The 22824-nt window shown below is 73.3% G+C and carries 18 protein-coding genes and 3 tRNA genes; 15 read left to right on the forward strand and 6 right to left on the reverse strand.

All coding sequences use genetic code 11. The annotated features are described in order from the left end of the window. Positions 1 to 1049 precede the first annotated feature (1049 nt). Complete coding sequence (locus tag AAG589_RS20790) at positions 1050 to 2165, reverse strand: diacylglycerol/lipid kinase family protein (RefSeq protein WP_430569198.1); 1116 nt, start codon at positions 2163 to 2165, stop codon at positions 1050 to 1052. Between the two features lie 230 nt (positions 2166 to 2395). On the opposite strand from AAG589_RS20790, the gene serS reads away from it, so the two are divergent. Both serS and AAG589_RS20800 read left to right on the forward strand, forming a co-directional pair. After that, positions 2396 to 3667 carry a serine--tRNA ligase gene (gene serS / locus AAG589_RS20795; protein ID WP_430569199.1) on the forward strand — a complete coding sequence of 424 codons (1272 nt, stop codon included), beginning with the start codon at positions 2396 to 2398 and terminating at the stop codon, positions 3665 to 3667. Then, positions 3664 to 4470, forward strand: a complete 807-nt coding sequence (locus tag AAG589_RS20800) for an HAD family hydrolase (protein ID WP_430569200.1) — start codon at positions 3664 to 3666, stop codon at positions 4468 to 4470. The genes serS and AAG589_RS20800 overlap by 4 nt, the downstream gene beginning before the upstream one ends. A 52-nt stretch (positions 4471 to 4522) precedes the next feature. Here the strand turns inward: AAG589_RS20800 and AAG589_RS20805 are convergent, their stop codons facing one another. Continuing rightward, positions 4523 to 4843 (reverse strand): winged helix-turn-helix transcriptional regulator, encoded by a 321-nt coding sequence (locus AAG589_RS20805; RefSeq protein ID WP_430569201.1) that lies wholly within the window; start codon positions 4841 to 4843, stop codon positions 4523 to 4525. Positions 4844 to 5010: 167 nt separating this feature from the next. On the opposite strand from AAG589_RS20805, the gene AAG589_RS20810 reads away from it, so the two are divergent. Then, on the forward strand, positions 5011 to 5307 hold the full coding sequence (locus AAG589_RS20810; RefSeq protein WP_430569202.1) for a DUF1330 domain-containing protein: 297 nt from the start codon (positions 5011 to 5013) through the stop codon (positions 5305 to 5307). A 34-nt stretch (positions 5308 to 5341) separates the two neighbouring features. On the opposite strand, the gene map is transcribed toward AAG589_RS20810, so the two are convergent. Beyond that, positions 5342 to 6124: a type I methionyl aminopeptidase gene (gene map / locus AAG589_RS20815; RefSeq protein ID WP_430569203.1), complete on the reverse strand. Its 783-nt coding sequence runs from the start codon at positions 6122 to 6124 to the stop codon at positions 5342 to 5344. Positions 6125 to 6345: 221 nt separating this feature from the next. On the opposite strand from map, the gene AAG589_RS20820 reads away from it, so the two are divergent. The 4 genes from AAG589_RS20820 to AAG589_RS20835 all read left to right on the forward strand — a co-directional run bounded on the left by AAG589_RS20820 (position 6346) and on the right by AAG589_RS20835 (position 10752). Next, entirely contained in the window at positions 6346 to 7740 is a 1395-nt protein-coding gene (locus AAG589_RS20820) for an ABC transporter substrate-binding protein (RefSeq protein ID WP_430569204.1), read from the forward strand. Between the two features lie 104 nt (positions 7741 to 7844). After that, on the forward strand, positions 7845 to 8834 hold the full coding sequence (locus tag AAG589_RS20825) for a carbohydrate ABC transporter permease (protein ID WP_430569205.1): 990 nt from the start codon (positions 7845 to 7847) through the stop codon (positions 8832 to 8834). Then, entirely contained in the window at positions 8831 to 9778 is a 948-nt protein-coding gene (locus AAG589_RS20830) for a carbohydrate ABC transporter permease (RefSeq protein ID WP_430569206.1), read from the forward strand. The genes AAG589_RS20825 and AAG589_RS20830 overlap by 4 nt, the downstream gene beginning before the upstream one ends. A 143-nt stretch (positions 9779 to 9921) precedes the next feature. Further along, positions 9922 to 10752, forward strand: coding sequence for an EamA family transporter (locus tag AAG589_RS20835; RefSeq protein WP_430569231.1), 831 nt, complete (start codon positions 9922 to 9924; stop codon positions 10750 to 10752). 24 nt (positions 10753 to 10776) lie between these two features. Here the strand turns inward: AAG589_RS20835 and AAG589_RS20840 are convergent, their stop codons facing one another. Together AAG589_RS20840 and AAG589_RS20845 are read right to left on the reverse strand one after the other, a co-directional pair. Continuing rightward, positions 10777 to 11376 carry a bacterial proteasome activator family protein gene (locus AAG589_RS20840; RefSeq protein WP_430569207.1) on the reverse strand — a complete coding sequence of 200 codons (600 nt, stop codon included), beginning with the start codon at positions 11374 to 11376 and terminating at the stop codon, positions 10777 to 10779. 38 nt (positions 11377 to 11414) lie between these two features. After that, positions 11415 to 12392 (reverse strand): NAD(P)H-quinone oxidoreductase, encoded by a 978-nt coding sequence (locus AAG589_RS20845; protein ID WP_430569208.1) that lies wholly within the window; start codon positions 12390 to 12392, stop codon positions 11415 to 11417. Between the two features lie 181 nt (positions 12393 to 12573). On the opposite strand from AAG589_RS20845, the gene AAG589_RS20850 reads away from it, so the two are divergent. The 5 genes from AAG589_RS20850 (at position 12574) to AAG589_RS20870 (ending at position 18470) form a co-directional block, all read left to right on the forward strand. Then, positions 12574 to 16395, forward strand: a complete 3822-nt coding sequence (locus AAG589_RS20850; RefSeq protein WP_430569209.1) for an ATP-binding protein — start codon at positions 12574 to 12576, stop codon at positions 16393 to 16395. A 33-nt stretch (positions 16396 to 16428) separates the two neighbouring features. Next, on the forward strand, positions 16429 to 16878 hold the full coding sequence (locus AAG589_RS20855) for a roadblock/LC7 domain-containing protein (protein ID WP_430569210.1): 450 nt from the start codon (positions 16429 to 16431) through the stop codon (positions 16876 to 16878). A gap of 10 nt (positions 16879 to 16888) precedes the next feature. Then, positions 16889 to 17305 (forward strand): DUF742 domain-containing protein, encoded by a 417-nt coding sequence (locus AAG589_RS20860; protein ID WP_430569211.1) that lies wholly within the window; start codon positions 16889 to 16891, stop codon positions 17303 to 17305. A 403-nt stretch (positions 17306 to 17708) separates the two neighbouring features. Beyond that, entirely contained in the window at positions 17709 to 18263 is a 555-nt protein-coding gene (locus AAG589_RS20865; RefSeq protein ID WP_429731380.1) for a GTP-binding protein, read from the forward strand. Positions 18264 to 18385: 122 nt separating this feature from the next. Continuing rightward, positions 18386 to 18470: transfer RNA gene (locus AAG589_RS20870), tRNA-Ser, on the forward strand. A gap of 52 nt (positions 18471 to 18522) precedes the next feature. On the opposite strand, the gene AAG589_RS20875 is transcribed toward AAG589_RS20870, so the two are convergent. After that, the gene (locus tag AAG589_RS20875) at positions 18523 to 20361 is read right to left on the reverse strand and encodes a GMC family oxidoreductase (RefSeq protein WP_430569212.1); all 1839 of its coding nucleotides are present in this window, start codon (positions 20359 to 20361) and stop codon (positions 18523 to 18525) included. A gap of 112 nt (positions 20362 to 20473) precedes the next feature. On the opposite strand from AAG589_RS20875, the gene AAG589_RS20880 reads away from it, so the two are divergent. The 3 genes from AAG589_RS20880 (at position 20474) to putP (ending at position 22506) form a co-directional block, all read left to right on the forward strand. Continuing rightward, positions 20474 to 20565: transfer RNA gene (locus AAG589_RS20880), tRNA-Ser, on the forward strand. A gap of 154 nt (positions 20566 to 20719) precedes the next feature. After that, positions 20720 to 20792 (forward strand) — tRNA-Arg (locus tag AAG589_RS20885). Positions 20793 to 20994: 202 nt separating this feature from the next. Further along, positions 20995 to 22506: a sodium/proline symporter PutP gene (putP, locus tag AAG589_RS20890; protein WP_430569213.1), complete on the forward strand. Its 1512-nt coding sequence runs from the start codon at positions 20995 to 20997 to the stop codon at positions 22504 to 22506. Positions 22507 to 22824: the final 318 nt, after the last annotated feature.

Consider the following 22824-nt stretch of genomic DNA (forward strand, 5'->3'; position numbering starts at 1 on the left):
CAGCGCGCCGCCGGTCACGGTGTCGGCGACGGTCGCGGACAGGTCGGCCAGCACCACCACCCCGGCCCACCGGGACGACGTCGAGCTGAGCCACGTCGCGCTGCCGCCGGGCGACGTCCAGTCCACGACCACCTGGAGGTCGGCGGGGCCGAGCGGGGTGTCGGAGATCCCGGCCACCACGAGGCGCCCGCCGGCGGGCAGCAGGCCGGCCAGCCGGCCCACCTGCGCGTCGAGCTCCTCGACCGCGGCCGTGCGCTCGTTCGCGGCGTCGGGCAGCACGCCCAGGTCGACGACGGTGGCCGGGCACTCGGCCACCTGGGCGGCCGTGAGCCGCCCCGTGTCGGGGAGGTACCGCGGCACGCTCCCGCCCGCGTCGGCGAGCGCGACGGCGGCCCCCGGGCCGACGGCGGTCGCGCAGGCGCCCGCCACGTCGGCGACCTCGCCCAGCGCGCCCGGTTCGGCGGCGTTCGGCGTGAGGGGGTCGCTGGCGGCCAGCTCCGTCCACCCCGGCACGTGCGTCCGCACCGGGCGGTCGGCCTCGTCCGTGCCTCCTGCCGTCCCCCCTGCCGTGGCGGGCGGCTCGGGCACGGTGGGGCAGCCCAGCGCCGGGGCGCCGTCGGCGGGGTCCTGGGCGACGTCGTCCTCGGCGGCGTCCTCGCCCTCGGCGTCCGCGGTCTGCGCGACGGCCTTGCTGCCCGCGGACAGCGTGAGCCAGCCCTCGACCGGGCAGGTGGGGGTGAGGGTGCGCACCGCGATCGACGCGACCGACCCGCCCCCGATGAGCCGCCACAGGTTCGGCGTGCGCGCGGCGTCGACGTCGGACCACTGCAGGCCCGACACGCCGGCGAGCACCAGCGGGGCCTCGGGCGGCTCGGCGTCCGCCGGCGCCGGGGCCGCGGTCGCCGACGGAGCTCCGAGGAGGAGCGCGGCGAGCAGGGCGAACGTCGACGCGACGAGCGCGCGGGCGGGGCGGATCACGCGGGCCAGCCTATGCATCCCCAGGTCCGGGGGGCCGCGGGGCCCTCCTGGGTCGCCGGACGTTCACGCGATCATCCCGTCCGGACCACGAGCGCCCCGGGCTCCACCCAGGTCTCCAGCTCGACGGCGTTGCCCAGCGGGTCGCCGTCCACCTGCGCCTGCTCGCCGTCGTCCACCCGGATCACCGCACGGCGGGCGCGGGTGTGGTCGATGCGGCCGATCTTCCCGGGCAGGTCGTTGCGGACCCCGAGGCCCTGCGCCACGACCTCCCCGAGCAGCTGCGCCCACCCGGCGAGCCCGCCGCGGGTGTCGATGGCGGCGACGTCCAGCTCGCCGTCGTCGATGACGGCGTCGGGCAGCAGGGTGATGCCGCCGGGCAGCTTGCCGCAGTTGCCGACCATGATGCTGCGCAGCCGGGCCTCGACGGCCTCGCCGTCGTCCAGCCGGATGGTCGCGCGCATGCGCCGGCCGTGCAGGTGCCGCGCCCCGGCGACGAAGTACGCCACCCAGCCGACCTTGGCCTTGAGCTGGTCGTCGGCGTCGGCCACCATCGCGGCGTCGAAGCCCAGCCCGGCGATGACGAGGAAGAGGTGCGCCTGGTGGGGGTCGCCGTCGACGAGGGGCTCGGCGTCGGGGGCGAACTCGGTGACGCGGGCGCGCCCGACGTCGATGGCGCGGTCCGTGCCGCCCAGCACGACCGCGACCGCGTCCGGCACGGACGTCAGCGGCAGGTCGAGGTTGCGGGCCAGCAGGTTGCCGGTGCCGACCGGGATGAGCCCCATCGGCCGGCCGGTGCCGGCCAGCACCTCCGCCACCGCCCGCACGGTGCCGTCCCCGCCCGCGGCCACCACGACGTCCGCGCCCTGCGCGAGCGCCTGACGTGCCTGGCCGGTGCCCGGGTCGTCGACCGTCGTCTCGTAGAACAGGGGGTCGGGCAGCGCGGCGTCGGCGCACACGCGCTCGACGACGGAGCGCACCTGGGCCGCCCCCTCCTTCGAGGGGTTGATGACGACGGCGAGGCGCATCCCGCGTGCCTCGCCCTCCTGGGCGCGCTGGGCGTCCCGTGCGGCGAGGACGTGCTCCCGCGTGCGCGCCCGCCGCCACAGCACCAGCGCCGCGGCGAGCGCGCCGAGCACGACGACCAGCGCGACGACCAGCGCGACGATCTCTGCGTACTCATCCGGCATGACGGCAACCTATGCCGATTCCCGCCCCGGGACCCGCCGAGGTCGCGCATCTCACGCCGAGGTGGTCCCGGCCACCGCGAGGTAGTCCGGGCCACCGCGAGGTAGTCCGCGAGGCCGCGAGGTAGTTCGGGACAGCGCGAGGTAGTCCGTGCGACCGCGAGGTAGTTCCGGGCGGCAGCCCCACGGATATGCGTGGGGCCCCGCGAGGCCCGGCCGTTAGGCTTGCGGGCGTGATCGACCTCCGACTGCTGCGCGACAACCCCGACGTCGTCCGTGCGAGCCAGCTGGCCCGCGGCGACGACCCCGCCCTCGTGGACGCGGCGCTCGACGCCGACGCGCGCCGTCGCTCCTCCCTCACGGAGTTCGAGTCGCTGCGCGCGGAGCAGAAGGCGCTCGGCAAGCAGGTGGCCAAGGCCCAGGGCGAGGAGAAGGCCGAGCTGCTGACGCACACCAAGCACCTGGCGGAGCAGGTCAAGGCGCGACAGGCGGAGGCGTCGGACGCGGAGAAGACGGTCGACGAGCTCCTGTACCGCATCGCGAACGTCGTCGAGGGTGCGCCTCCCGGGGGCGAGGACGACTACGTCGTCGTCAAGGAGGTCGGCACGCCGCGCGACTTCGCGGCCGAGGGCTTCGCCCCGCGCGACCACCTGGAGCTCGGCGAGGGCCTCGCGGCGATCGACACGGCGCGTGGCGCGAAGGTGTCCGGCTCGCGGTTCTACTTCCTCACCGGCATCGGGGCGCGCCTCGAGCTGGCGATCCTCAACGCGGCGGTCGACCAGGCGGTGGCGGCGGGCTTCACGCCGATGATCACCCCCACGCTGGTCAAGCCGGAGACGATGCGCGGCACCGGGTTCCTCGGCAGCCACGCGGACGAGGTGTACCACCTGGAGAAGGACGACCTGTACCTGGTCGGCACCAGCGAGGTGGCGCTCGCGGGCTACCACGCGGACGAGATCCTCGACCTGTCGGCGGGCCCGAAGCGGTACGCGGGCTGGAGCGCCTGCTACCGCCGCGAGGCGGGCGCCGCGGGCCGCGACACCCGCGGCATCATCCGCGTGCACCAGTTCCACAAGGTCGAGATGTTCAGCTACTGCGACCCGGACGACGCGGCCGCCGAGCACCAGCGGCTGCTGGCGTGGGAGGAGGCCATGCTGGCGAAGGTCGAGCTGCCCTACCGCGTCATCGACACCGCCGCCGGCGACCTCGGCACGTCGGCCGCCCGCAAGTTCGACTGCGAGGCCTGGCTGCCCACGCAGGAGCGGTTCCTCGAGCTCACCTCGACGTCCAACTGCACCACGTTCCAGGCCCGCCGCCTGGGCGTGCGCGAGCGGACCGCGGACGGCACCACGCGCCCGGTCGCCACGCTCAACGGCACGCTGGGCACCACCCGCTGGATCGTCGCCATCCTCGAGAACCACCAGCAGGCCGACGGCTCGGTGCGGGTGCCCGAGGGCCTGCGGCCCTACCTGGGCGGCCTCGAGGTGCTCGAGCCCACCGCGTGACGCGTGACGTGACCGCCCACCTCGTCGCCCTCGACATCGACGGCACGCTGCTCGGGTACGACGGCGGCCTGTCGCCCGCGGTGCGCGACGCCGTCGCGCAGGTCCAGGCGGCGGGGCACCACGTGGTGCTGTCGTCGGGGCGGTCGCTCATCGCGATGACGCCGGTGGCCGAGCTGCTCGGCATCACGACCGGCTGGATGGTGTGCTCCAACGGCGCCGTGACGGTGCGCCTCGACGCGTCCCTGCCGCAGGGCTGGGAGCTCGACGAGGTGCGCACGTTCGACCCCGGCCCCGCGCTGCGGCTGCTGCGCGAGGAGCTGCCCGACGCCCGCTACGCCGTCGAGGACGTCGGCGTGGGCTTCCGCATGAACGCGCTGTTCCCGGACGGCGAGCTCGACGGCGTCCACCAGGTCGTCGACTTCGAGCAGCTCTGGGCCCGCGAGGTGACCCGCGTCGTCATCCGCAGCCCCGAGCGCACGCCCGAGGAGTTCAGCGCGATGGCCGCCCGGATCGGCCTGGGCGACGTCACCTACGCCGTCGGCTGGACGGCGTGGATGGACGTGGCGCCGAAGGGCGTCACCAAGGCGTCCGGGCTGGAGCGCCTGCGCGAGCGGCTGGGCGTCGCGCCCGCGGACACCGTGGCCGTCGGCGACGGGCGCAACGACGTCGACATGCTGCGCTGGGCCGGCCGCGGCGTCGCCATGGGGCACGCCGACGACGTCGTGCGCGCCGCCGCCGACGAGGTCACCGGCGCCGTCGACGAGGACGGCGTCGTGCCCGTGCTGCGTTCGCTCCTGCGATAGCTCCTGCCTGGCCCGGCCCCCGACGTCCGAGGTGGTTCGCGGACGACGGCCGTCACCGGTCGGGCCGGCCGTCGCCCGTCTTCTCGGGGGAGGGCGAGGGGTCGGAGACCTCGGCAGCCCACCGCAGCGACCACTCGATGAGCGGACGGAGAGCTTCGCGGGCGTCGTGGCCGAGCGGGGTGAGGGTGTAGCTGCCGTCGCTCAGCACCGCGGCGAGCCGGGCTTCCTGGAGCTCGGCGAGCCGTTGCTGCAGGACGCTCGACGACATGTCGTCGCAGCGCCTCTGCAGGAGCCGGAAGCCGAGCGGCTCGTCCCCCAGCTCCCAGATGATGCGCAGGGTCCAGCGACGCCCGAACAGGTCCAGTGCCGCCATCAAGGATCGTCCGGTCGTGGACCCGCGGACTGGTCGGCCCGGCATGGGCGTCTGCGGTGCGTTCATGGCTCCCGTCCCCCTTGTGCTTCGGATTCCGAATCGGTAGCGTCGCACACCATGACGCTTCGAATTTCGAAGCGCTTACTCGTCCGGGAACTGGGGGTTCCATGTCCAAGGGCTACTGGGTCAGCGTCTATCCCGCCATCGATGACCCCGAGACGCTCGATGCCTACAACGGGCTGGCCGGGCGGGCCGTCGCGGCGGCAGGCGGGCGGGTGCTCGCCAGCATCGGCAGCCGGATCGTCGCGCACGAGGCTGGGATTGCCGATCGCGTCGTCCTGATCGAGTTCGACGGCTTCGAGCAGGCGGTCGCCGCATACGAGAGCGCGGCGTACCGGGAGGCGCTGGCTGCACTGCCTGAGGGGTTCGAGCGCGACTTCCGCATCGTCGAAGGCCTCGGCTGACGATCGGAGCGGCCCGCCGCCGTGCCGCGCCGGGTCAGTCCCGCGCGGTGAGGACGATCGGGCCGTCCTCAGTGATGGCGATGGTGTGCTCGCTGTGCGCGCCGCGGGAGCCGTCGGCGGAGCGCAGGGTCCAGCCGTCGGGGTCGGTGAAGATCTCGTCGGTGGTCTCGAGGAACCACGGCTCGATGGCGATGACGAGGCCGGGCTTGAGCGGGAAGCCGCGGCCGGGGCGGCCGTCGTTCGGCACGTGCGGGTCGCCGTGCATGGTGCGACCGACGCCGTGGCCGCCGAAGTCGGTGTTGATCTCGTAGCCGGCGCCGCGGGCGACCTTGGCGATGGCGGCGGAGATGTCGCCGATCTTGTTGCCGGCGACGGCGGCGGCGATGCCCGCCTCGAGCGCGACCTCGGTGGTCTCGATGAGCTTCGCGTCGCCGGCGGCGCGCTGCGGCGTGGCGGAGGCGCCGACGACGAAGGAGAGGGCGGAGTCGGCCACCCACCCGTCGACCGACGCGGCGAAGTCGATGCTCAGCAGGTCGCCGTCGCGCAGCGCGTAGTCGTGCGGCAGGCCGTGCAGGACGGCGTCGTTGACGGACGTGCAGATCACCTTGCCGAACGGCATGGCGCCGAACGACGGGTGGTAGTCGATGTAGCAGGACTCGGCGCCGCGGTCGCGGATCATCCGGTGCGCGAGCGCGTCCAGCTCGAGGAGGTTCACCCCGACGGCTGCGGCGTCGCGGACGGCCGTGAGCACCTCGGCCACGAAGCGCCCCGCGGGGCGCATCTGGTCGATCTCTCGCGGGCTCCTCAGCTCGATCATGGCGGTCCTCTCGAAAGGCTCGTGACGGGGGCTGGTCCCAGGGTGTCATGAATCGTCACCGAGTCGTGACCGTGAAACGAGTTGCAGGAACTTGCACCTTCGGGTGGGGGTGCGATGAACTCTGGGGGGAGGCAGGATCCCGGTCAGGGGGACCAGGGGATCACGGGCCGCCGCTCGGCGGGAACACCTCCGTGGACCACGACGCAGTGGAGGAGCTTGGCATGACCAGACGAACGACGACGGCGCGGCGACGCGCACTGGCGCTGGCGGCTGGCGGCGCGGGCCTCGCGCTCGTGCTGGCGGCGTGCAGCGATCCCGACGGCGAGGGCGGTGCCGGCGACGAGACCGGTAGCGCCGACAGCTCGGCAGCGAGCATCGACTGTGCCGCCTACGACGAGTTCGGCGACCTCGACGGCAAGACGGTGAGCGTCTACACCTCGATCGTGGACCCGGAGGGCGCCACCCAGGAGGCCTCCTACGACGCGTTCGAGAAGTGCACGGGCGTGACGGTCAAGTACGAGGCGTCCCGCGAGTTCGAGGACCAGCTCCTGGTGCGGGTCAAGGCGGGCAACGCGCCCGACCTCGCCTACCTGCCCCAGCCCGGGCTGCTCAACACGCTCGTGAAGGACTACCCGGACGCCATCAAGCCGGCGCCCGACGCGACCGCGAAGAACGTCGACGAGTTCTTCAACGAGACCTGGAAGGGCTACGGCACGGTCGACGGCACCTTCTACTCGGCGCCACTGGGCGCCAACGCGAAGTCGTTCGTCTGGTACTCGCCGTCGATGTTCTCCGACGCGGGCTACGAGGTGCCGCAGACGTGGACCGAGCTGATGGACCTCACCAAGAAGATCCACGACGACACCGGCGGCCAGGTCTGGTGCGCAGGCGTCGAGTCGGGAGCCGCGACCGGCTGGCCGGGCACCGACTTCATCGAGGACACGATGCTGCGGACGGCCGGGGTCGACGAGTACAACAAGTGGTACAAGCACGAGATCCCGTTCAACGACCCGAAGGTGGTCAAGGCGTGGGACACGGCGGGTGAAATCCTCAAGAACCCGGACTACGTGAACGCGGGGCTGGGCGGCGTCGACTCGATCGCCACGCAGTCGTGGACGGACGCCGGCAACGGCATCCTCGACGGCAACTGCTGGATGCACCGCGCGGCGAACTTCTACCAGACGCAGTGGCCCGAGGGCACGGAGGTGTCCCAGGACGGCGACGTGTTCGCGTTCTACCTGCCCACGGACCAGACCGACGTCAAGCCGATGCTCGGCGGCGGCGAGTTCGTGGCGGCGTTCGACGACCGTCCCGAGGTGCAGGCCTTCCAGACCTACCTCTCCAGCGCGGACTGGGCCAACCAGAAGGCGCTGAACACGCCCGACGGCGGCTGGGTGAGCGCCAACAGCGGGCTCGACCCGAAGAACCTCGCCACGGAGTTCGACCAGTACGTGGCCGGGGTGCTGAGCGACCCCGACACCGTGGTGGCCTTCGACGCGTCAGACCTGATGCCGACGGACGCCACGGCGGCCTTCCTGACGGGCGTGGTCGAGTGGCTCACCGGGTCGAGCACCCAGCAGGTCACCGACCAGGTCGAGTCCGCCTGGCCGAAGTGAGCCGACGGACCTGACCCGACCTGACCCCTGCCCGCCGGTCCGGGCGCGTCTGCACGTGACGTGCCCGGACCGCGCGCCGTCCTGACTCTCGAGGAGGGTCGTCGATGACCTGGTTGCTCACGCCCGACACCACGGTGGAGAAGATCCTGCTCGTGGTGGTCGCGGTCGCTCTGTTCGCGGGGGTGATGGCGCTGATCCTGTTCCTGGTGGACAGGCCCAAGCGGATCCCCTCCTGGGTGGTCGCCCTCGGCTTCGTCGGGGTGCCCCTGCTCTTCCTCGCCTACGGGCTGGTGCGCCCGGGCCTGATCACGCTGTGGCAGTCGTTCTTCAACCGCAACGGCAGCGAGTTCGTCGGTGTCGACAACTACGTCACCGCGTTCACGCAGGACCAGTTCCAGAAGGTGCTGCTCGTCACCGTCGCCTGGGTGGTCCTGGCCCCGCTGCTGAGCGCCGTCATCGGCCTCGTGTACGCGGTGCTGGTGGATCGGACCCGCTTCGAGAAGCTCGCCAAGGCGTTGGTCTTCGTGCCGATGGCGATCTCGATGGTGGGCGCGTCCATCATCTGGAAGTTCGTCTACGAGTTCCGTCCCGACCAGCCGAACATCAACCAGATCGGCCTGCTCAACCAGGTGCTGGTGTGGGTGGGCCTGCCGCCCCAGCAGTTCCTCATCGGGCAGCCGTGGAACACCTGGTTCCTCATCGTGGTGATGATCTGGATCCAGACCGGCTTCGCGATGACCGTGCTGTCCGCCGCGATCAAGGCGATCCCGGACGACATCGTCGAGGCGGCCCGGCTCGACGGGCTGCACGGCATGGGGATGTTCCGCTACATCACGGTGCCGAGCATCCGGCCGGCGCTGGTCGTCGTGCTCACCACGATCGCGATGGGCACCCTCAAGGCCTTCGACATCGTGCGCACCATGACGGGCGGTCAGTTCGGCACGCAGGTCATCGCGAACGAGTTCTACTCGCAGGCGTTCCTCCAGTCGAACCAGGGCCTGGCCGCGGCGCTCGCCGTCATCCTCTTCGTCCTGGTGATCCCGATCATCGCGTACAACGTGCGGCAGATGCGCAAGTCGGAGGAGATTCGATGACCTCGACCCCCACGCCCGGCCAGGCCGTCGCGGGCTCGGTGCTCGACGACGACGTCCCGCAGCAGCTGCGGAAGCTCTCGCGGCTGGAGCGGCGGGCGATCGCCACCAAGGGCAAGCTCAGCTCGCCCTGGGCGTCCGGGATCGCGATCATCATCGCGATCCTGTGGACGATCCCGTCGCTCGGCCTGCTCATCACGTCGTTCCGCCCGCAGGAGGACATCCGCCGCACCGGCTGGTGGACGGTCTTCACGGGCAACGCGTCGTTCACGATGGACAACTACAACGAGGCGCTCTACGGGAACAGCAACGACCTGTCGACGTTCTTCGTGAACTCGTTCGTCATCACGATCCCCGCGGTGCTCATCCCGATCACGCTGTCGCTGCTCGCGGCGTACGCCTTCGCGTGGATCAAGTTCCCGGGCCGGAACTTCCTGTTCGTCGCGGTCTTCTCGCTGCAGGTGGTGCCGCTGCAGATCGCCCTGGTGCCGCTGCTGTCGGACTACGTCAACTGGGACATCAACGGCAGCTACTGGACCGTCTGGCTCTCGCACTCGATCTTCGCGCTGCCGCTCGCGATCTTCCTGCTGCACAACTTCATGAAGGACATCCCCGCGTCGCTGGTGGAGGCGGCCCGCGTGGACGGGGCCGGGCACGTGAAGATCTTCTTCCGCGTGCTCTTCCCGCTGCTGGTCCCGGCGATCGCGTCGTTCGGGATCTTCCAGTTCCTGTGGGTGTGGAACGACCTGCTCGTGGGCCTGACCTTCGCGGCCCCGGAGTACCAGCCGCTGACCGTGAAGATCGCGGAGCTGGCCGGCACGCGCGGCGGCGACTGGTACCTGCTCACGGCCGGCGCGTTCATCGCGATGGTCGTGCCGCTGGTCGTGTTCGTCGCGCTCCAGCGGTTCTTCGTGCGCGGCATGCTCGCGGGCGCGGTCAAGGGCTGAGGTCCGCACCCGCGCGGGAGGACGACGACGGCGGTCCGGGCGCCCGCCCGGCCCGCCGTCGTCGACGGCCGCGGCGCCCGTATGCTCCGGGGGTGCCGTCCCGCGTCCCCTCCTCCGGCTCCTTCGGCGGGGCGCTGGGCCGCGTGCCGGCGCCCGCCCTGTTCCTGGTCTCCGGCCTCACCCTGTACGCGGGCGCGGCCGTCGCTGTCGGCCTCTTCGACCGGCTCGGCGCGCCCACGGTCGGCTGGTGGCGCATCGCGCTCGCCGCCGTCGTCCTCCTCGCGTGGCGGCGCCCGTGGCGACGACGCTGGACCCGCCGCGACCTCGTCGCGGCCGTGCTGTTCGGCGTCGTCCTCGCGGCGATGAACGTCGTGTTCTACGTGGCCGTCGACCACCTGCCCCTCGGCGTCGCCGTCGCCATCGAGTTCCTCGGTCCCGTCGCCGTCGCCGCCGTGACGGGGCGCGGCTGGCAGGAGCGGGCGGCGATCGTGGTCGCGGCCGCCGGGGTGGTGCTCCTCGCGGGCGTCACCCTCGGCTCCGGGATCCCGCGCGAGGACGCCGTCATCGGGCTGGGCGCCGTCCTCGCGGCCGCCGCGTGCTGGGCGGGCTACATCGTGCTCGGCAAGCGGGTCGCCGGCGCCGGGTCCGGGGTGGACGGGCTGGCGCTCGGGATGGCGGCGGGCGCTGTCGCGTTCGCGCCGTTCTTCGCGTGGTCGACGCCGGAGGTCGTGACCGACCCGTCGCTGCTGCTGTTCCTGCTGGTCGTCGCGGTCTGCTCGTCCGTCGTCCCGTACGTGCTGGACCAGGTGGTGCTGCGCCGGGTCGGCATGGCGACGTTCTCGGTCATGCTCGCCCTGCTGCCGGCGACCGCCGTCCTGGTGGGCGCCGTCGTCCTGCGGCAGGTGCCCACCTGGCCGGAGCTGGTCGGCCTCGCGCTCGTCTCCGGGGCCATCGCCATGACGGCGCGCACCTGAGCGCCCGGCTCGCGAGGAGGCCCGCTACAGGTACTGGCCGGGCGAAGGGCGCCTGTCGTCCTGACCGGGCTGACCCGGCCGGCCGGGAGGGCCGTCGGGGCCCGCCGGACCGCCGGGGCCGAACGGCGCGGGGTGCGCCCCGGGCGGCAGCGCGCGACGCATCTGCGTCAGCTGCGCCTGCGCGGCCATCTGCTGCGCGACGAGCGCCGTCTGGATGCCGTGGAAGAGGCCCTCGAGCCAGCCCACCAGCTGCGCCTGCGCCACCCGCAGCTCCGCGTCGGACGGCACGCCCGCGTCCGAGAAGGGCAGCGTGATGCGGTGCAGCTCCTCGACGAGGTCGGGGGAGAGGCCCTCCTCGAGCTCGGTGAGGGAGCGTTCGTGGATCTCGGCCAGGCGCGTGCGCGCGGCGTCGTCGAGCGGGGCGTCGCGCACCTCGTCGAGCAGCCGCTTGATCATGCCGCCGATGCGCATGACCTTGGCCGGCTCTTCGATGCGGGACGCCTCCTCCGCCGGGCCGTCCAGCTCGGCGGGCTCGCCGGCGGGCCCGGTGGCCTCCCCGTCCGGGGTCACCACCCGTGCGCGGGCGTCGTCGGTGTCACGAGTGCTGTCGTCGCTCTCGGTCATGCCTCCCAGTGTGGCCCAGGGGGCCGACAGGGGCCGGGTCAGGGGACCAGCAGCACCTTGCCGAACACGGCGCCGGACTCGAGCAGCTCGTGCGCGGTCGGGGCCTCGGCGAAGGGGACGCGGGCGTGCACCACGGGCCGGACCCGCCCGTCGGCGACCATGGGCCACACCCGCTCGCACACGGTCGCGACCAGGGCCGCCTTCTCCTCGGCGCTGCGCGGTCGCAGCAGGGTGCCGGTGACCCACGCGTGCTTGGCCATGAGGGCGTTCAGGTCCAGCTCGCCCCGCCGTCCCCGCTGGAGCCCGATGACCACCAGCCGCCCGCCCGGGGCGAGCACGCGCACGTTGTCGGCGAGCCCGCCGCCCCCGAGCACGTCCAGCACGACGTCGGCCCCGCGCCCGTCGGTCGCGTCGCGGACGGCGGCCACGACGTCCTGCGTGCGGTGGTCGACGGCGACGTCCGCGCCGAGCTCGACGCAGCGGGCCGTGCGCTCCGGGCCGCCGGCGGTGGCCACGACGCGGGCGCCGAGCGCGGCCGCGAGCTGGATCGCCACGCTGCCGACGCCGCCGGAGCCGCCCTGCACCAGCAGGGTCTCGCCGGCGTGCAGCCGGCCCGTGTCGACGAGGTTGGTCCAGGCCGTGCAGACCGCCTCCGGGAGGGCGGCGCCGTCCACCAGGTCGACGCCGTCGGGCAGGGGCAGCAGCTGGCCGGCGCGCGCCACGACCTGCTCGGCGTACCCGCCGCCCTCGAGCAGCGCGACGACGCGGTCGCCGGGCGACCAGGTGCTCACCCCGGGCCCGAGCGCGCGGACCGTACCCGAGATCTCGAGACCCGGCCACTCGGGAGCGCCGGCGGGCGGAGGGTAGTTTCCGGCGCGTTGCAGCAGGTCAGCGCGGTTGACCCCCGCGGCCGCGACGTCGATCAGTACCTCGCCGGGGCCCGGTTTGCCCGGGTTGACGAGGGATAGGGTGAGTTTCCCTGGACCGCCAGGTGCCGATATCGTGACCGCTCGCACACCGATGGAGCCTACTCGCGTGCCTGGAAGCCCAGCCGGGCGCGGGGAGTGGTGCCGGACGTGATGGCACCCACCCGAGGATCGGACGGCGACGGCCGGCCGCCTCGACGAACAGTGTTGGAGAGAGGTTCAGATGCTCCGCAGGTTGGGCGTTCGCGGGAAGATTCTTGCGACACTCGCCGTGCCGATCTTCGTCCTGGCGTTGACGGCGGGCTGGATCACCTGGCAGTCGCTGCAGGAGAACCGCAGCGCCGAGCAGACGGCGGCTCTCATGGAGTCGCTCGAGCTGCAGGACGTGGCGGGCTCCGCCGTGGCCGCGGAACGCGCCACGAACATCGCGGCCGAGCTGGGGATCCCCGGTGCCAAGAAGGCGCTCGTCGAGGCCCAGGAGGAGACCGACCGCGCGCTCGACGCGCGGGACGAGGCGCTCGAGGTGCTCGACACCAGCGCGCTGCCCACCAACGTGCAGGACGCGGTGAACCGGACCCTGCGCGACCGCACGGTGATGGACGACCTGCAGCGCAACGTCATCTCCGGCCAGCTCTCCGAGTCGCGCGCCACCGAGCGGTACACGGCGCTGAGCGAGAACGCGCTCGACGTGCCGCGCGCCATCGCGCAGAGCAGCGACGACGCGGGCCTCACGCGGCACATCAACGCCTACACCGCCCTCGACGAGGCGATGCTCGCCAACACCCTGGAGCGCCCGGTCGCCGGGGCCGTCCTGGCCGCGGTCGGCAACGGCGACTCCCCGCCGTCGGACCTCAACGGCCGCATGGTGAACCTGCTGCAGAACACCGACTCGCTCATCGCGACGGCGCAGGAGCAGCTGGACCTGATCCCCGGTGGGCTCGAGGTGCCCGGCTACGACGCCGACCTCGACCGGACGCGCCTGCAGCTGCGGTACCTCAACCTGTCCGGCATCGACCCCGAGGCCGCCGGCCGGTGGAACGAGCTCTCCCAGGGCTGGGTCGACGCCACGCAGCCCGTGCGCGACGAGGCCCGGGCCGACGCGGTCGACTACTCGAAGGACCTCGCGGGCAGCGCCCAGACGGCCGCCCTGCTGACGGGTGCCGCGGCGTTCGGCGTCGTGCTCGTGTCGTTCCTGCTGGCGCTGCTCATCGCGCGCCGCATCGTGCAGCCGCTGGCGCGCCTGACCTCCGCGACCGCGGAGGTGCGCGACCGCCTGCCGCGCATGGTCGAGCAGATGGCCGTGCCGGGGCAGGCGCCGTCGATCGACCTCGTGCAGGTGCCCGTCGAGTCGAGCGACGAGATCGGCCGCCTCGCGGCGTCGTTCAACGAGGTGAACGAGACCACGATGGTCGTCGCGCGTGAACAGGCGGCGCTCCGTGGCTCCATCGCGGAGATGTTCGTCAACGTGGCGCGTCGCGACCAGGTGCTGCTGAACCGTCAGCTGTCGTTCCTGGACGAGCTCGAGCGGTCCGAGGAGGACCCGAGCACACTGTCGAACCTCTTCCGCCTCGACCACCTGGCCACGCGGATGCGGCGCAACGCAGAGTCGCTGCTCGTGCTCGCGGGCATCGATTCCGGCCGCCGCGTGCGCAACCCGATGCCGGTCTCCGACGTCGTGCGCACGGCGTCGTCCGAGATCGAGCTCTACGACCGCGTCCGCCTCGACCTGGGCGTGGACCCGCACATGCTCGGGCACAACGCCCTGAGCTCCGCGCACCTGCTGGCGGAGCTGCTCGAGAACGCGACGATGTTCTCGGAGCCGCACACCCCGGTCGAGGTGACGACGTCGCGCGACGAGCGCGGGGTCGTCGTCACGGTGCGCGACCACGGCCTGGGCATGAGCCCCGAGGAGATCGCGGACGCGAACACGAAGGTCTCCAGCCGGTCCGCGTCGGACGCCGTCGGCGCCCAGCGCCTCGGCCTCTACGTGGTCGGCCGCCTGGCCGACCGCCTCAACGCCCAGGTCCGATACCGGGTCGGGGAGTCGGGCTCGGGCACGGAGGTCACGGTCGTCTTCCCGGCCGACCTCTTCCTGCCCGACGACGCGCTGCCGCTGCCGCAGCCGACCGACCCGCTGGAGGCGACCACGCAGAACGCGGCCGCCGACCTCGGTGGGCAGATCGCGGACGCGTTCGAGGAGCACACCTCCGGCCCGGTCGGCGCGGTGCCGGTCGAGGCGCCCGAGCCCGCCCCGTCGTTCGGAGCCCCGGACGCGGTGGAGCCCCCCACGGTGCCGACCCCGGCGGTCGCCCCGGTCGCTCCGGCGGCGTCGGCCGCCCTCCCGGTCGAGCCCGAGCCGCCGGCCGCGGTGCCGGTCGACCTGGACGCGCTCACCGACGGCACGACCTCGGTCGGTATGCCGCGGCGTCGCCGCTCGGGCGTCGGCTCCGCCGACATCGGCAGCCGGCCCGACACGGGCCCGATCGTGCTGCCGCCCCTCGCGACGCCCGAGCTGCCCGACCTCGTGGACGAGACGACCACCGACACGTGGCGTCCGCCGGCGGAGGTCGAGCCCTCGACGCGGTCCCTGCCGAGCCGCCACCGGGCGCAGCCCGAGCCGGTCGCCGAGCCGGAGCCGGTGTCCGCGCCGGTGCTCGGCGTCGACCAGCGCGCCGGCCTGTTCTCGAGCTTCCGCTCGATGGGGTCCATCGACGTCTCCGAGACCGAGAGCACGCTGCAGCTCGACGCGGTGACGGAGGACCCGGCCGCGCTCCCGGACGAGCTCACGCCGCTGGCCCCCGCCGACCCGGCACCTGCCGCGCCGGCACCGGCCGCGCAGGCCTCGGTGCCGCCCGTCGCGCCCCTCTCCGCGGAGGACGTCCCGGTCGCGGCGGCACCCGCCGAGCCGCCCACCGAGGCTCCGGTCGAGGTGCCCACCGCGGAGCCGTCCGCCCCCGTGCCGCCGGAGCCGTACCGTCCGGCGACGGAGGCGGCTCCTGCCGTGGCCCTGCCGACGCGTGACGTCGCGCCCGCGGCGGCCGAGCCTGCCCGCCCGGCCGAGCCCGCCCGGCCGGCCGCGTTCGCGGAGCCGACGCCGCCCGTCGCGGAGCCGGCGTGGGCCGAGCCGGCGCCCGTCCCGTACGTCGAGCCCACGACGTCGTCGTTCGACCCCGTGGTGCGCGAGGTCTCCGAGCCCGTCTCGGGATCGGTCCCGGAGCCCGCCGCGGGCCCGTCGTTCGCCCCCGTGACCCCCGCGTCGTCGAACCCGTTCGCGCGGACCGACTCGCTCGCGCCGGCCGCGGAGGCGTCCGGGCAGGACGGGCTCCACGAGCTGCCGGCGTTCGAGGACCTCATCGCCGACCTCCCCGCGCGCCGCGGCTCTCGCGAGACGCCCGCGCAGGGCGGCCGCAAGCGCGGGCTGTTCGGCCGCAAGCCCTCGGCCGAGGAGCCGGCGGCCCCGACGGCCCCGGCGGCCCCGACCGCGTCGCCGTTCGCGCGCGCCCATCAGGCCGCCCCGGAGCCGGCGCAGCCCGAGGCACCGGCCCTCGACGCGGCCCCCGCCTCCGGTGCGTCCCGCGCCGATGCGCCGCGGGACGACGCGTCCTGGCAGGCGACGAGCGACGACCAGGCCGCCTCGGCGGCGACGTCGTACGGCGGCTCCGTGCTGCCGCTGCGCCCGACGGAGCCGGCGGGCTACGACCCGCTGGACCCGCACTTCGTGCCCGACACCGTCGAGGCGCGCTCGGAGTGGATGGCCTCGGCCGTCCTGTACGAGGAGATGTCCACGATGCTGCAGCGCGGCGTCTTCCAGGAAGGGAACGTGACTTCGACGAACGAGCAGACGTACCGCCCGACGACGGTCGCGAACGAGGCCGGCGGCCTCGCGCGGCGCCAGCGGGCGGGGGAGTCGACCGCGTCGACCGAGCGCTTCACCGCCCGCATCGAGCGGGACCCGGAGCAGCTGCGGTCGCGACTGTCGGCCTTCCAGTCGGCCACGAGCCGCGGCCGGAACGACGCCGGGGCCGTCGGGGCCTCGACGCAGCCCGCCCCTACCGTGAATGATGTCCCTGGATCCGCGCCGCAGCAGCGGTGACCTGCGCCTTCGGCGTATCGACGAGGAGGAAGCGTGACCCTCAGTACTGAAGCGACCAACTTCGGGTGGCTTCTCGACAACTTCGTGCGCACCGTCCCGGGCAGCCGCCACACGCTGGTGGTCTCGGCGGACGGTCTGCTCATGGCGATGTCCGACCAGCTCGACCGCACCAGCGGCGACCAGCTCGCGGCGATCGTCTCCGGCATGTCGAGCCTGACGCGCGGGGCGGCGCGCCAGCTCGACGGCGGCAACGTGCGGCAGGCCGTCGTCGAGATGGACAACGGCTTCCTCTTCCTGATGAACGTCTCGAACGGGTCGGTGCTCGCCGTGGTGGCCGAGTCGTCGTGCGACATCGGGCTCATCGGCTACGAGATGGCCCTGCTCGTCTCCCGCACCGAGGCCACGCTCACCCCGCAGCTGATCTCGGAGATGCGCGGGAACCTTCCGGTGGACGGCTCGACGCGCTCCGCGCGGGTGGGATGAGGTCGCGACCATGACGCACGCATCGTTCGGTTCTCTGGGTGCGCACTCGGCAGACGGCTACGAGGCCTCGACGGTGCGCCCCTACGCGGTCACCGGTGGCCGCGTCCGTTCCGCCCTGTCCGACCTGCCCCTCGAGGCGCTGGTCGAGGTGTTGCCCGGTGCCGTCACGAGCGTCGGCCTCACCCCGGAGAAGCGGGCGATCCTGCAGCACGCCGCGCACACCTACGTGTCGATCGCGGAGCTCTCCGCGCTGCTGCGCCTGCCCCTCGGCGTCGTCCGCATCCTGGTCGCGGACATGCAGGAGGAGGGGCACATCACCGTGCACACCTCGACCCCGGTGAACGTCCACACGGGTCACGGCAGTTCCCACTCGGGCCTGTCACTGAGCGTCTTGGAGAGTGTTCTCAATGGCATTTCCGCCCTCTGACAGCCCGGCGCCCGGAGCCTCCGGGGGCATGTCCCCGGCGTGGGCCCCGGTGTCCCCGGCCTTCGGCGCCGTGAGCGCGCCGACGGCCGGCGGCGCGCCGGCGCCGGTCGGCGCCCCGGAGCGGCAGAGCGTCCTGGGCGGCGCCCCGGCCGCCGGCCAGGGTCCGCGCCCGGCGGCGGCCCAGGGCCCGATCACTTCGGTGCCGTCCGCTGCGGCGGCACCGTCCGGCGCGACGCCGCGTCCCGTCGCGCAGCAGGTGCCGGCGAACCCGCAGGCCGCGGCGTCTCCCGCGCCCGCCGCCCAGCCGGCGTCAGCACCGCAGCAGCCTGCGCCGCAGCGGCCGGCCGAGGGGGCCGCCGCCCAGCCGGCCGCCGCCCCCGCGCCGCCCGCCGGCGCGCCGACGGTGACGAAGATCGTGGTGGCGGGCGGCTTCGCCGTCGGCAAGACGACGTTCATCGGCTCGATCTCGGACGTCGAGCCGCTGAACACCGAGGCCGCGATGACCGAGCACTCGGTGGGCGTCGACGACGCGGGCGGGGTCTCCGACCGCAAGACGAGCACCACCGTGGCCATGGACTTCGGCCGCGTGAACCTGCCCGGCAACCTGTGGCTCTACCTGTTCGGCACCCCGGGGCAGGACCGCTTCCTGTTCATGTGGGACGACCTCATCCGCGGCGCGATCGGTGCCGTGGTCCTGGTCGACACGGACCGCCTGGAGCAGTGCTTCCCGGCGATCGACTACTTCGAGTCGCGGGGCGTGCCGTTCGTCGTCGGCGTCAACTGCTTCGACGGCGTCGCGAAGCACCGCCTCGAGGACGTCCGCGAGGCGCTGCAGATCCCGGCGCACGTGCCGATGCTCTACACCGACGCGCGCTCGCGCGCGGCGACGAAGCAGACGCTCATCGCCCTCGTGCAGCTCGCGATGCGCCAGCTGCGCTCGGGCGGCGGCGCGGCCTGACGGTCGCACGTCGCACGTCGCACGTCGCTCTCGCGGCCCCGGAACGCCTCGGCGCCCGGGGCCGCGGTCGTGCGCCGGCCGGTACACTGCTGTGCCGGACGGGCGCCTGCGCGGCCGTCCCGGGAGGGCTGACAGAGCGGCCTAATGTGACGGTCTTGAAAACCGTTGTGCGGCAACGCACCGGGGGTTCGAATCCCTCGCCCTCCGCCCGACGACGCCCCGACGGACAGCCGCCGGGGCGTCGTGCTGTCCGTGGCGGTCAGGAGTGGCGGATCTCCACGAGGGGCAGGCGCAGCGCGCCGGGCGCGGCTGCGGGCACGACGGGGTGCAGGGGAGCGGTCGGCGGCACGACGGCGTAACCCTCGCCGGGCGCGGGCCGGGTGTCGGCCTCCCCCCGGTTGGGCCACAGCGCGCACGCCCGCTCGGCCTGCGCCGTGATCGTCAGCGAGGGGTTGACGCCCAGGTTGGCGGTCACGGCCGACCCGTCGAGCACGTGCAGCCCCGGGTGGCCGTGCACGCGGTGGTAGGGGTCGACGACGCCGGTCTCGGGGGTCTCGCCGATCGTGCACCCGCCGAGGATGTGCGCCGTCATCGGCACGTCGAAGGGGTCGCCCGCGCTGCCGCCGGCGAGCCCGCCCATGCGGTCGGCCATCGCGCGCACGGCGTCGTGCGCCACGGGGATCCAGGTCGGGTTCGGGGCGCCGGTGCCCTGGCGAGACGTGAGGCGCCGCCCGAGCGGGCCGCGCCGCGTGAACGTGGTGAGCGAGTTGTCCCGGCTCTGCATCACGAGCGCGATGACGGTGCGCTGCGACCAGCCGCGCAGGTCGTACAGGGCGGGCAGGTGCCGGCGCTGCCGCCACAGCTCGCCGAGCCAGCGCCGCCAGCGCGGCCCCTCGCCGGGTCCGACGCCGTCGACCAGGACGGTCTGCAGCAGCCCCATCGCGTTGGACCCGCGCCCGTACCGGACCGGCTCGACGTGCGTCTGCGGGTCGGGGTAGAAGGACGACGTGATGGCGACCCCCTCGGAGTAGTCGGGCTCGCCGACCCGACCGCGCCGCACGGGGCGCATGGCGCCGAGCAGCGCTTCGGAGTTCGTCCGGGTGAGGTGCCCGAGCCGGTCGGACAGGCGCGGCAGGTCCCCGCTGTCCCGCATCGCGTGGAGGAGCCGCTGCGTGCCGAGCGTGCCGGCGGCGAGCACCACCTGTCGGGCCCGGTAGGTGCGGCGGCCGGCCCAGCGGCGGCCCGTCCGGTGGGTGCGGACCTCGTACCCGCCGTCGGGCCGGGGTACGACGGCGGACGCCGTGGTCAGGGGGTGCACCCGGGCGCCGGCGCGCTCCGCGAGGTGCAGGTAGTTCTTCACGAGCGTGTTCTTCGCGTTGTGCCGGCAGCCGGTCATGCACTCGCCGCAGTGCAGGCACGGGTCGCGGTCCGGTCCGGCACCCCCGAAGAAGGGATCGGGGACGGCACTGCCGCGGGCGTCGCGGGGGCGCTCGTCGCCGTCCGGCCCGAGGTACACGCCCACCCGCACCTTGCGGAAGGTGTGCCCGACGCCGAGGTCCTCGGCGACGTCGCGCATCAGCTCGTCGGCGGGCGTCGTGCGGCGGTAGTCGACGACGCCGAGCATGCGCTCCGCCTGGTCGTAGTACGGCTCGAGCTCGGCCTTCCAGTCGGTCACGTGCGCCCAGGCGGGGTCGGACCAGAAGGCGTCCAGCGGCCGGTACAGCGTGTTGGCGTAGACGAGCGACCCGCCGCCGACCCCCGCCCCGGCGAGGACGAGCACGTCCTTGAGGCGGTGGATCCGCTGGATGCCGAAGCAGCCGAGGGCGGGTGCCCACAGGAAGCGGCGCAGGTCCCACGACGTGCGCGGCAGCTCGTCGTCGGCGAACCGGCGCCCGGCCTCGAGCACCCCCACGCGGTAGCCCTTCTCCGTCAGTCGGAGGGCGGCGACGCTGCCGCCGAATCCCGAGCCGATCACCAGGACGTCGTAGTCGTCCGAGGCGTCGCCGGGCGGCGGGGAGGGGGTGTCGCCGGGGTGTGCGCCGTCGTCCGTGCCCTGGTGGGCGCGCTGCGCGCCGTCCTGGTCGTCGTCGTCCAGCATGCCGCAGACCGTAGCGTGGCCCGGCGTGTGGCGGGGTCGACGACGCGCGGCTTTGCCCCCGGGCATCGTCGCCGGTTACTCTGGGCGCCGCGGTGTTGCTGTGCTGCCGCGAGGAGACGTCGCATAGTCTGGTCTAGTGCGCCACCCTGCTAAGGTGGTAACGGGGCAACCCGTTCGCGGGTTCAAATCCCGCCGTCTCCGCCAGGAAGGCTCCGGCTGCTGAACGCCCGGAGCCTTTTCTGTTGGTCGGATCGCCCCGCGCCGGTGTCGTGCATCACGATGCGGCTCCTCGGTTTGGGGAACCGGCTCGAGAGCTGTAATGTTCTCGTCGGCCGGTGCGAGAGCGCCGACCAGGACTGCGCCCGTAGCTCAACGGATAGAGCATCTGACTACGGATCAGAAGGTTGGGGGTTCGAATCCCTCCGGGCGCACCGAAAGGCACAACGGCTCGATCCTCACGAGGGATCGGGCCGTTGGTCGTTTCGGCGCCATCGAGGTGGCAGAGGGGTGGCACAGCAGCGAGGTCAGCGCCGACCGCGTCCCGACCTGGCCCCGGTCCGTCGTGCAGGATGCGACGGTCGGCGCGTCCAGCGCCAGACGCTGCACCACACGACCGAGAGGGTGATCGATCGCATGAGCGATCAGACCTGGCAGACGATCGCGATCGTCGCGTACCTGCTGGTGATGCTGGGCATCGGCTTCGCCGCGTACCGCCGCACGGACGACCTGGACGACTACATGCTCGGCGGGCGGAAGCTGAGCCCGGGAGTGGCCGCGCTGAGCGCGGGCGCCTCCGACATGTCGGGCTGGCTGCTCATGGGCCTGCCCGGGGCGATCTACGCCACCGGGCTCGTCGAGGCGTGGATCGCGATCGGCCTCACGATCGGGGCGTGGCTCAACTGGAAGTTCGTGGCCCCGCGGCTGCGCGCCTACACGGAGGTCGCGAGCAACTCGATCACGATCCCCAGCTTCTTCGACAACCGCCTCCGCGATCCCGCGCACCTGCTGCGCATCGCCGCCGGGCTCATCGTGCTCGTGTTCTTCACGTTCTACGTCTCGTCCGGGATGGTGGCCGGCGGCACGTTCTTCGAGAGCTCCTTCGGGTTCGACTACCTCACCGGGCTGCTCGTCGTCGGCGGCGTGACGCTGGCCTACACCCTCTTCGGCGGGTTCCTGGGCGCCACGTGGACCGACGTCGCGCAGGGGCTCCTCATGCTCGCAGCGCTCGTGGCCGTGCCGGTCATCGCGATCGTGGACCTCGGCGGGTGGGGCGCGGTGACCGACGGCATCCGCGCGGCCGACGCCGCCGCCGGCACCCAGCACCTGTCGTTCCTCGCGGGCGCGTCCGCCTCCGGGGTGATCTCCGCGCTCGCGTGGGGGCTCGGGTACTTCGGTCAGCCGCACATCATCGTGCGCTTCATGGCGATCCGCAGTCCGCAGGACGCGAAGGCAGGACGCCGGATCGGCATCGGCTGGATGGCCGTCACCGCGGTGGGCGCCGTCCTGACCGGGCTGGTCGGCGTCGCCTACGCGACGGTGAAGGGGCTCGACGTGGACAACCCGGAGACGATCTTCCTGGTGCTCGCCCAGCTGCTCTTCCACCCGCTGGTCGCCGGTCTGGTCCTGGCAGCGGTGCTCGCCGCCATCATGTCCACGATCTCGTCGCAGCTGATCGTCTCCTCGTCCGCGCTGGTCGAGGACCTCGCGAAGATGGCGGGCATCCGCCTGGGCGCGCGGGGCGAGGTCATGCTGGGGCGAGCGGGGGTGCTCCTCGTGGCCGTCGTCGCGGCCCTCATCGCGCTGGACCGTACGTCGTCCATCCTCGACCTGGTGGGCTTCGCCTGGGCCGGCTTCGGCTCGGCCTTCGGGCCCGTGGTCATCCTCAGCCTCTACTGGCGTCGCCTCACGCGGTGGGGCGCGCTGTCCGGGATGGTCGCCGGGGCGGTCGTCGCCTTCGTCTGGGGGCGGTCGTCGCTCGCGGACTCGCTGTACGAGATCGTCCCCGGATTCGCGGTGGGTCTGCTCGTCGCCGTCGTCGTCAGCCTCCTGACGCCGCGTCCCGACGCCGCGGTGCTCGGCGAGTTCGACGCCGCACGCCGGCTGGCGCGCGGCGACAGCCCGGAGCAGGAGACCGTGAGCGCCTGAGACGGCGTCCGCAGCCCCTGTCGCGGTCCGTGGCCGGACGTGGCGCGCGCCACGTCCGGCCACGTTGCACGGATCGCTCCGCCCGGGTAATGTTCTACGACGTCAGCCCGACGGGCCGACGGACATCGAGGAGACAGCCGAGAGGCTGGGTACCGATGGCCGGGCCGGGACTGAAAACCCACACCTTCAACGGTCGGGATGCTTCGCGCATTCTTCCCGGTGGGATCGGATCGTCTTTTCGATCTCCTTGATCCTCGGATCAGGGATTTGGAAGAGGGAAAACGGTCTGGTAAGTTTGAGGGGTTGCCCCGGCGGGGC

The organism is Isoptericola sp. F-RaC21 (genome assembly GCF_038593535.1).
Taxonomy (GTDB): domain Bacteria; phylum Actinomycetota; class Actinomycetes; order Actinomycetales; family Cellulomonadaceae; genus Isoptericola.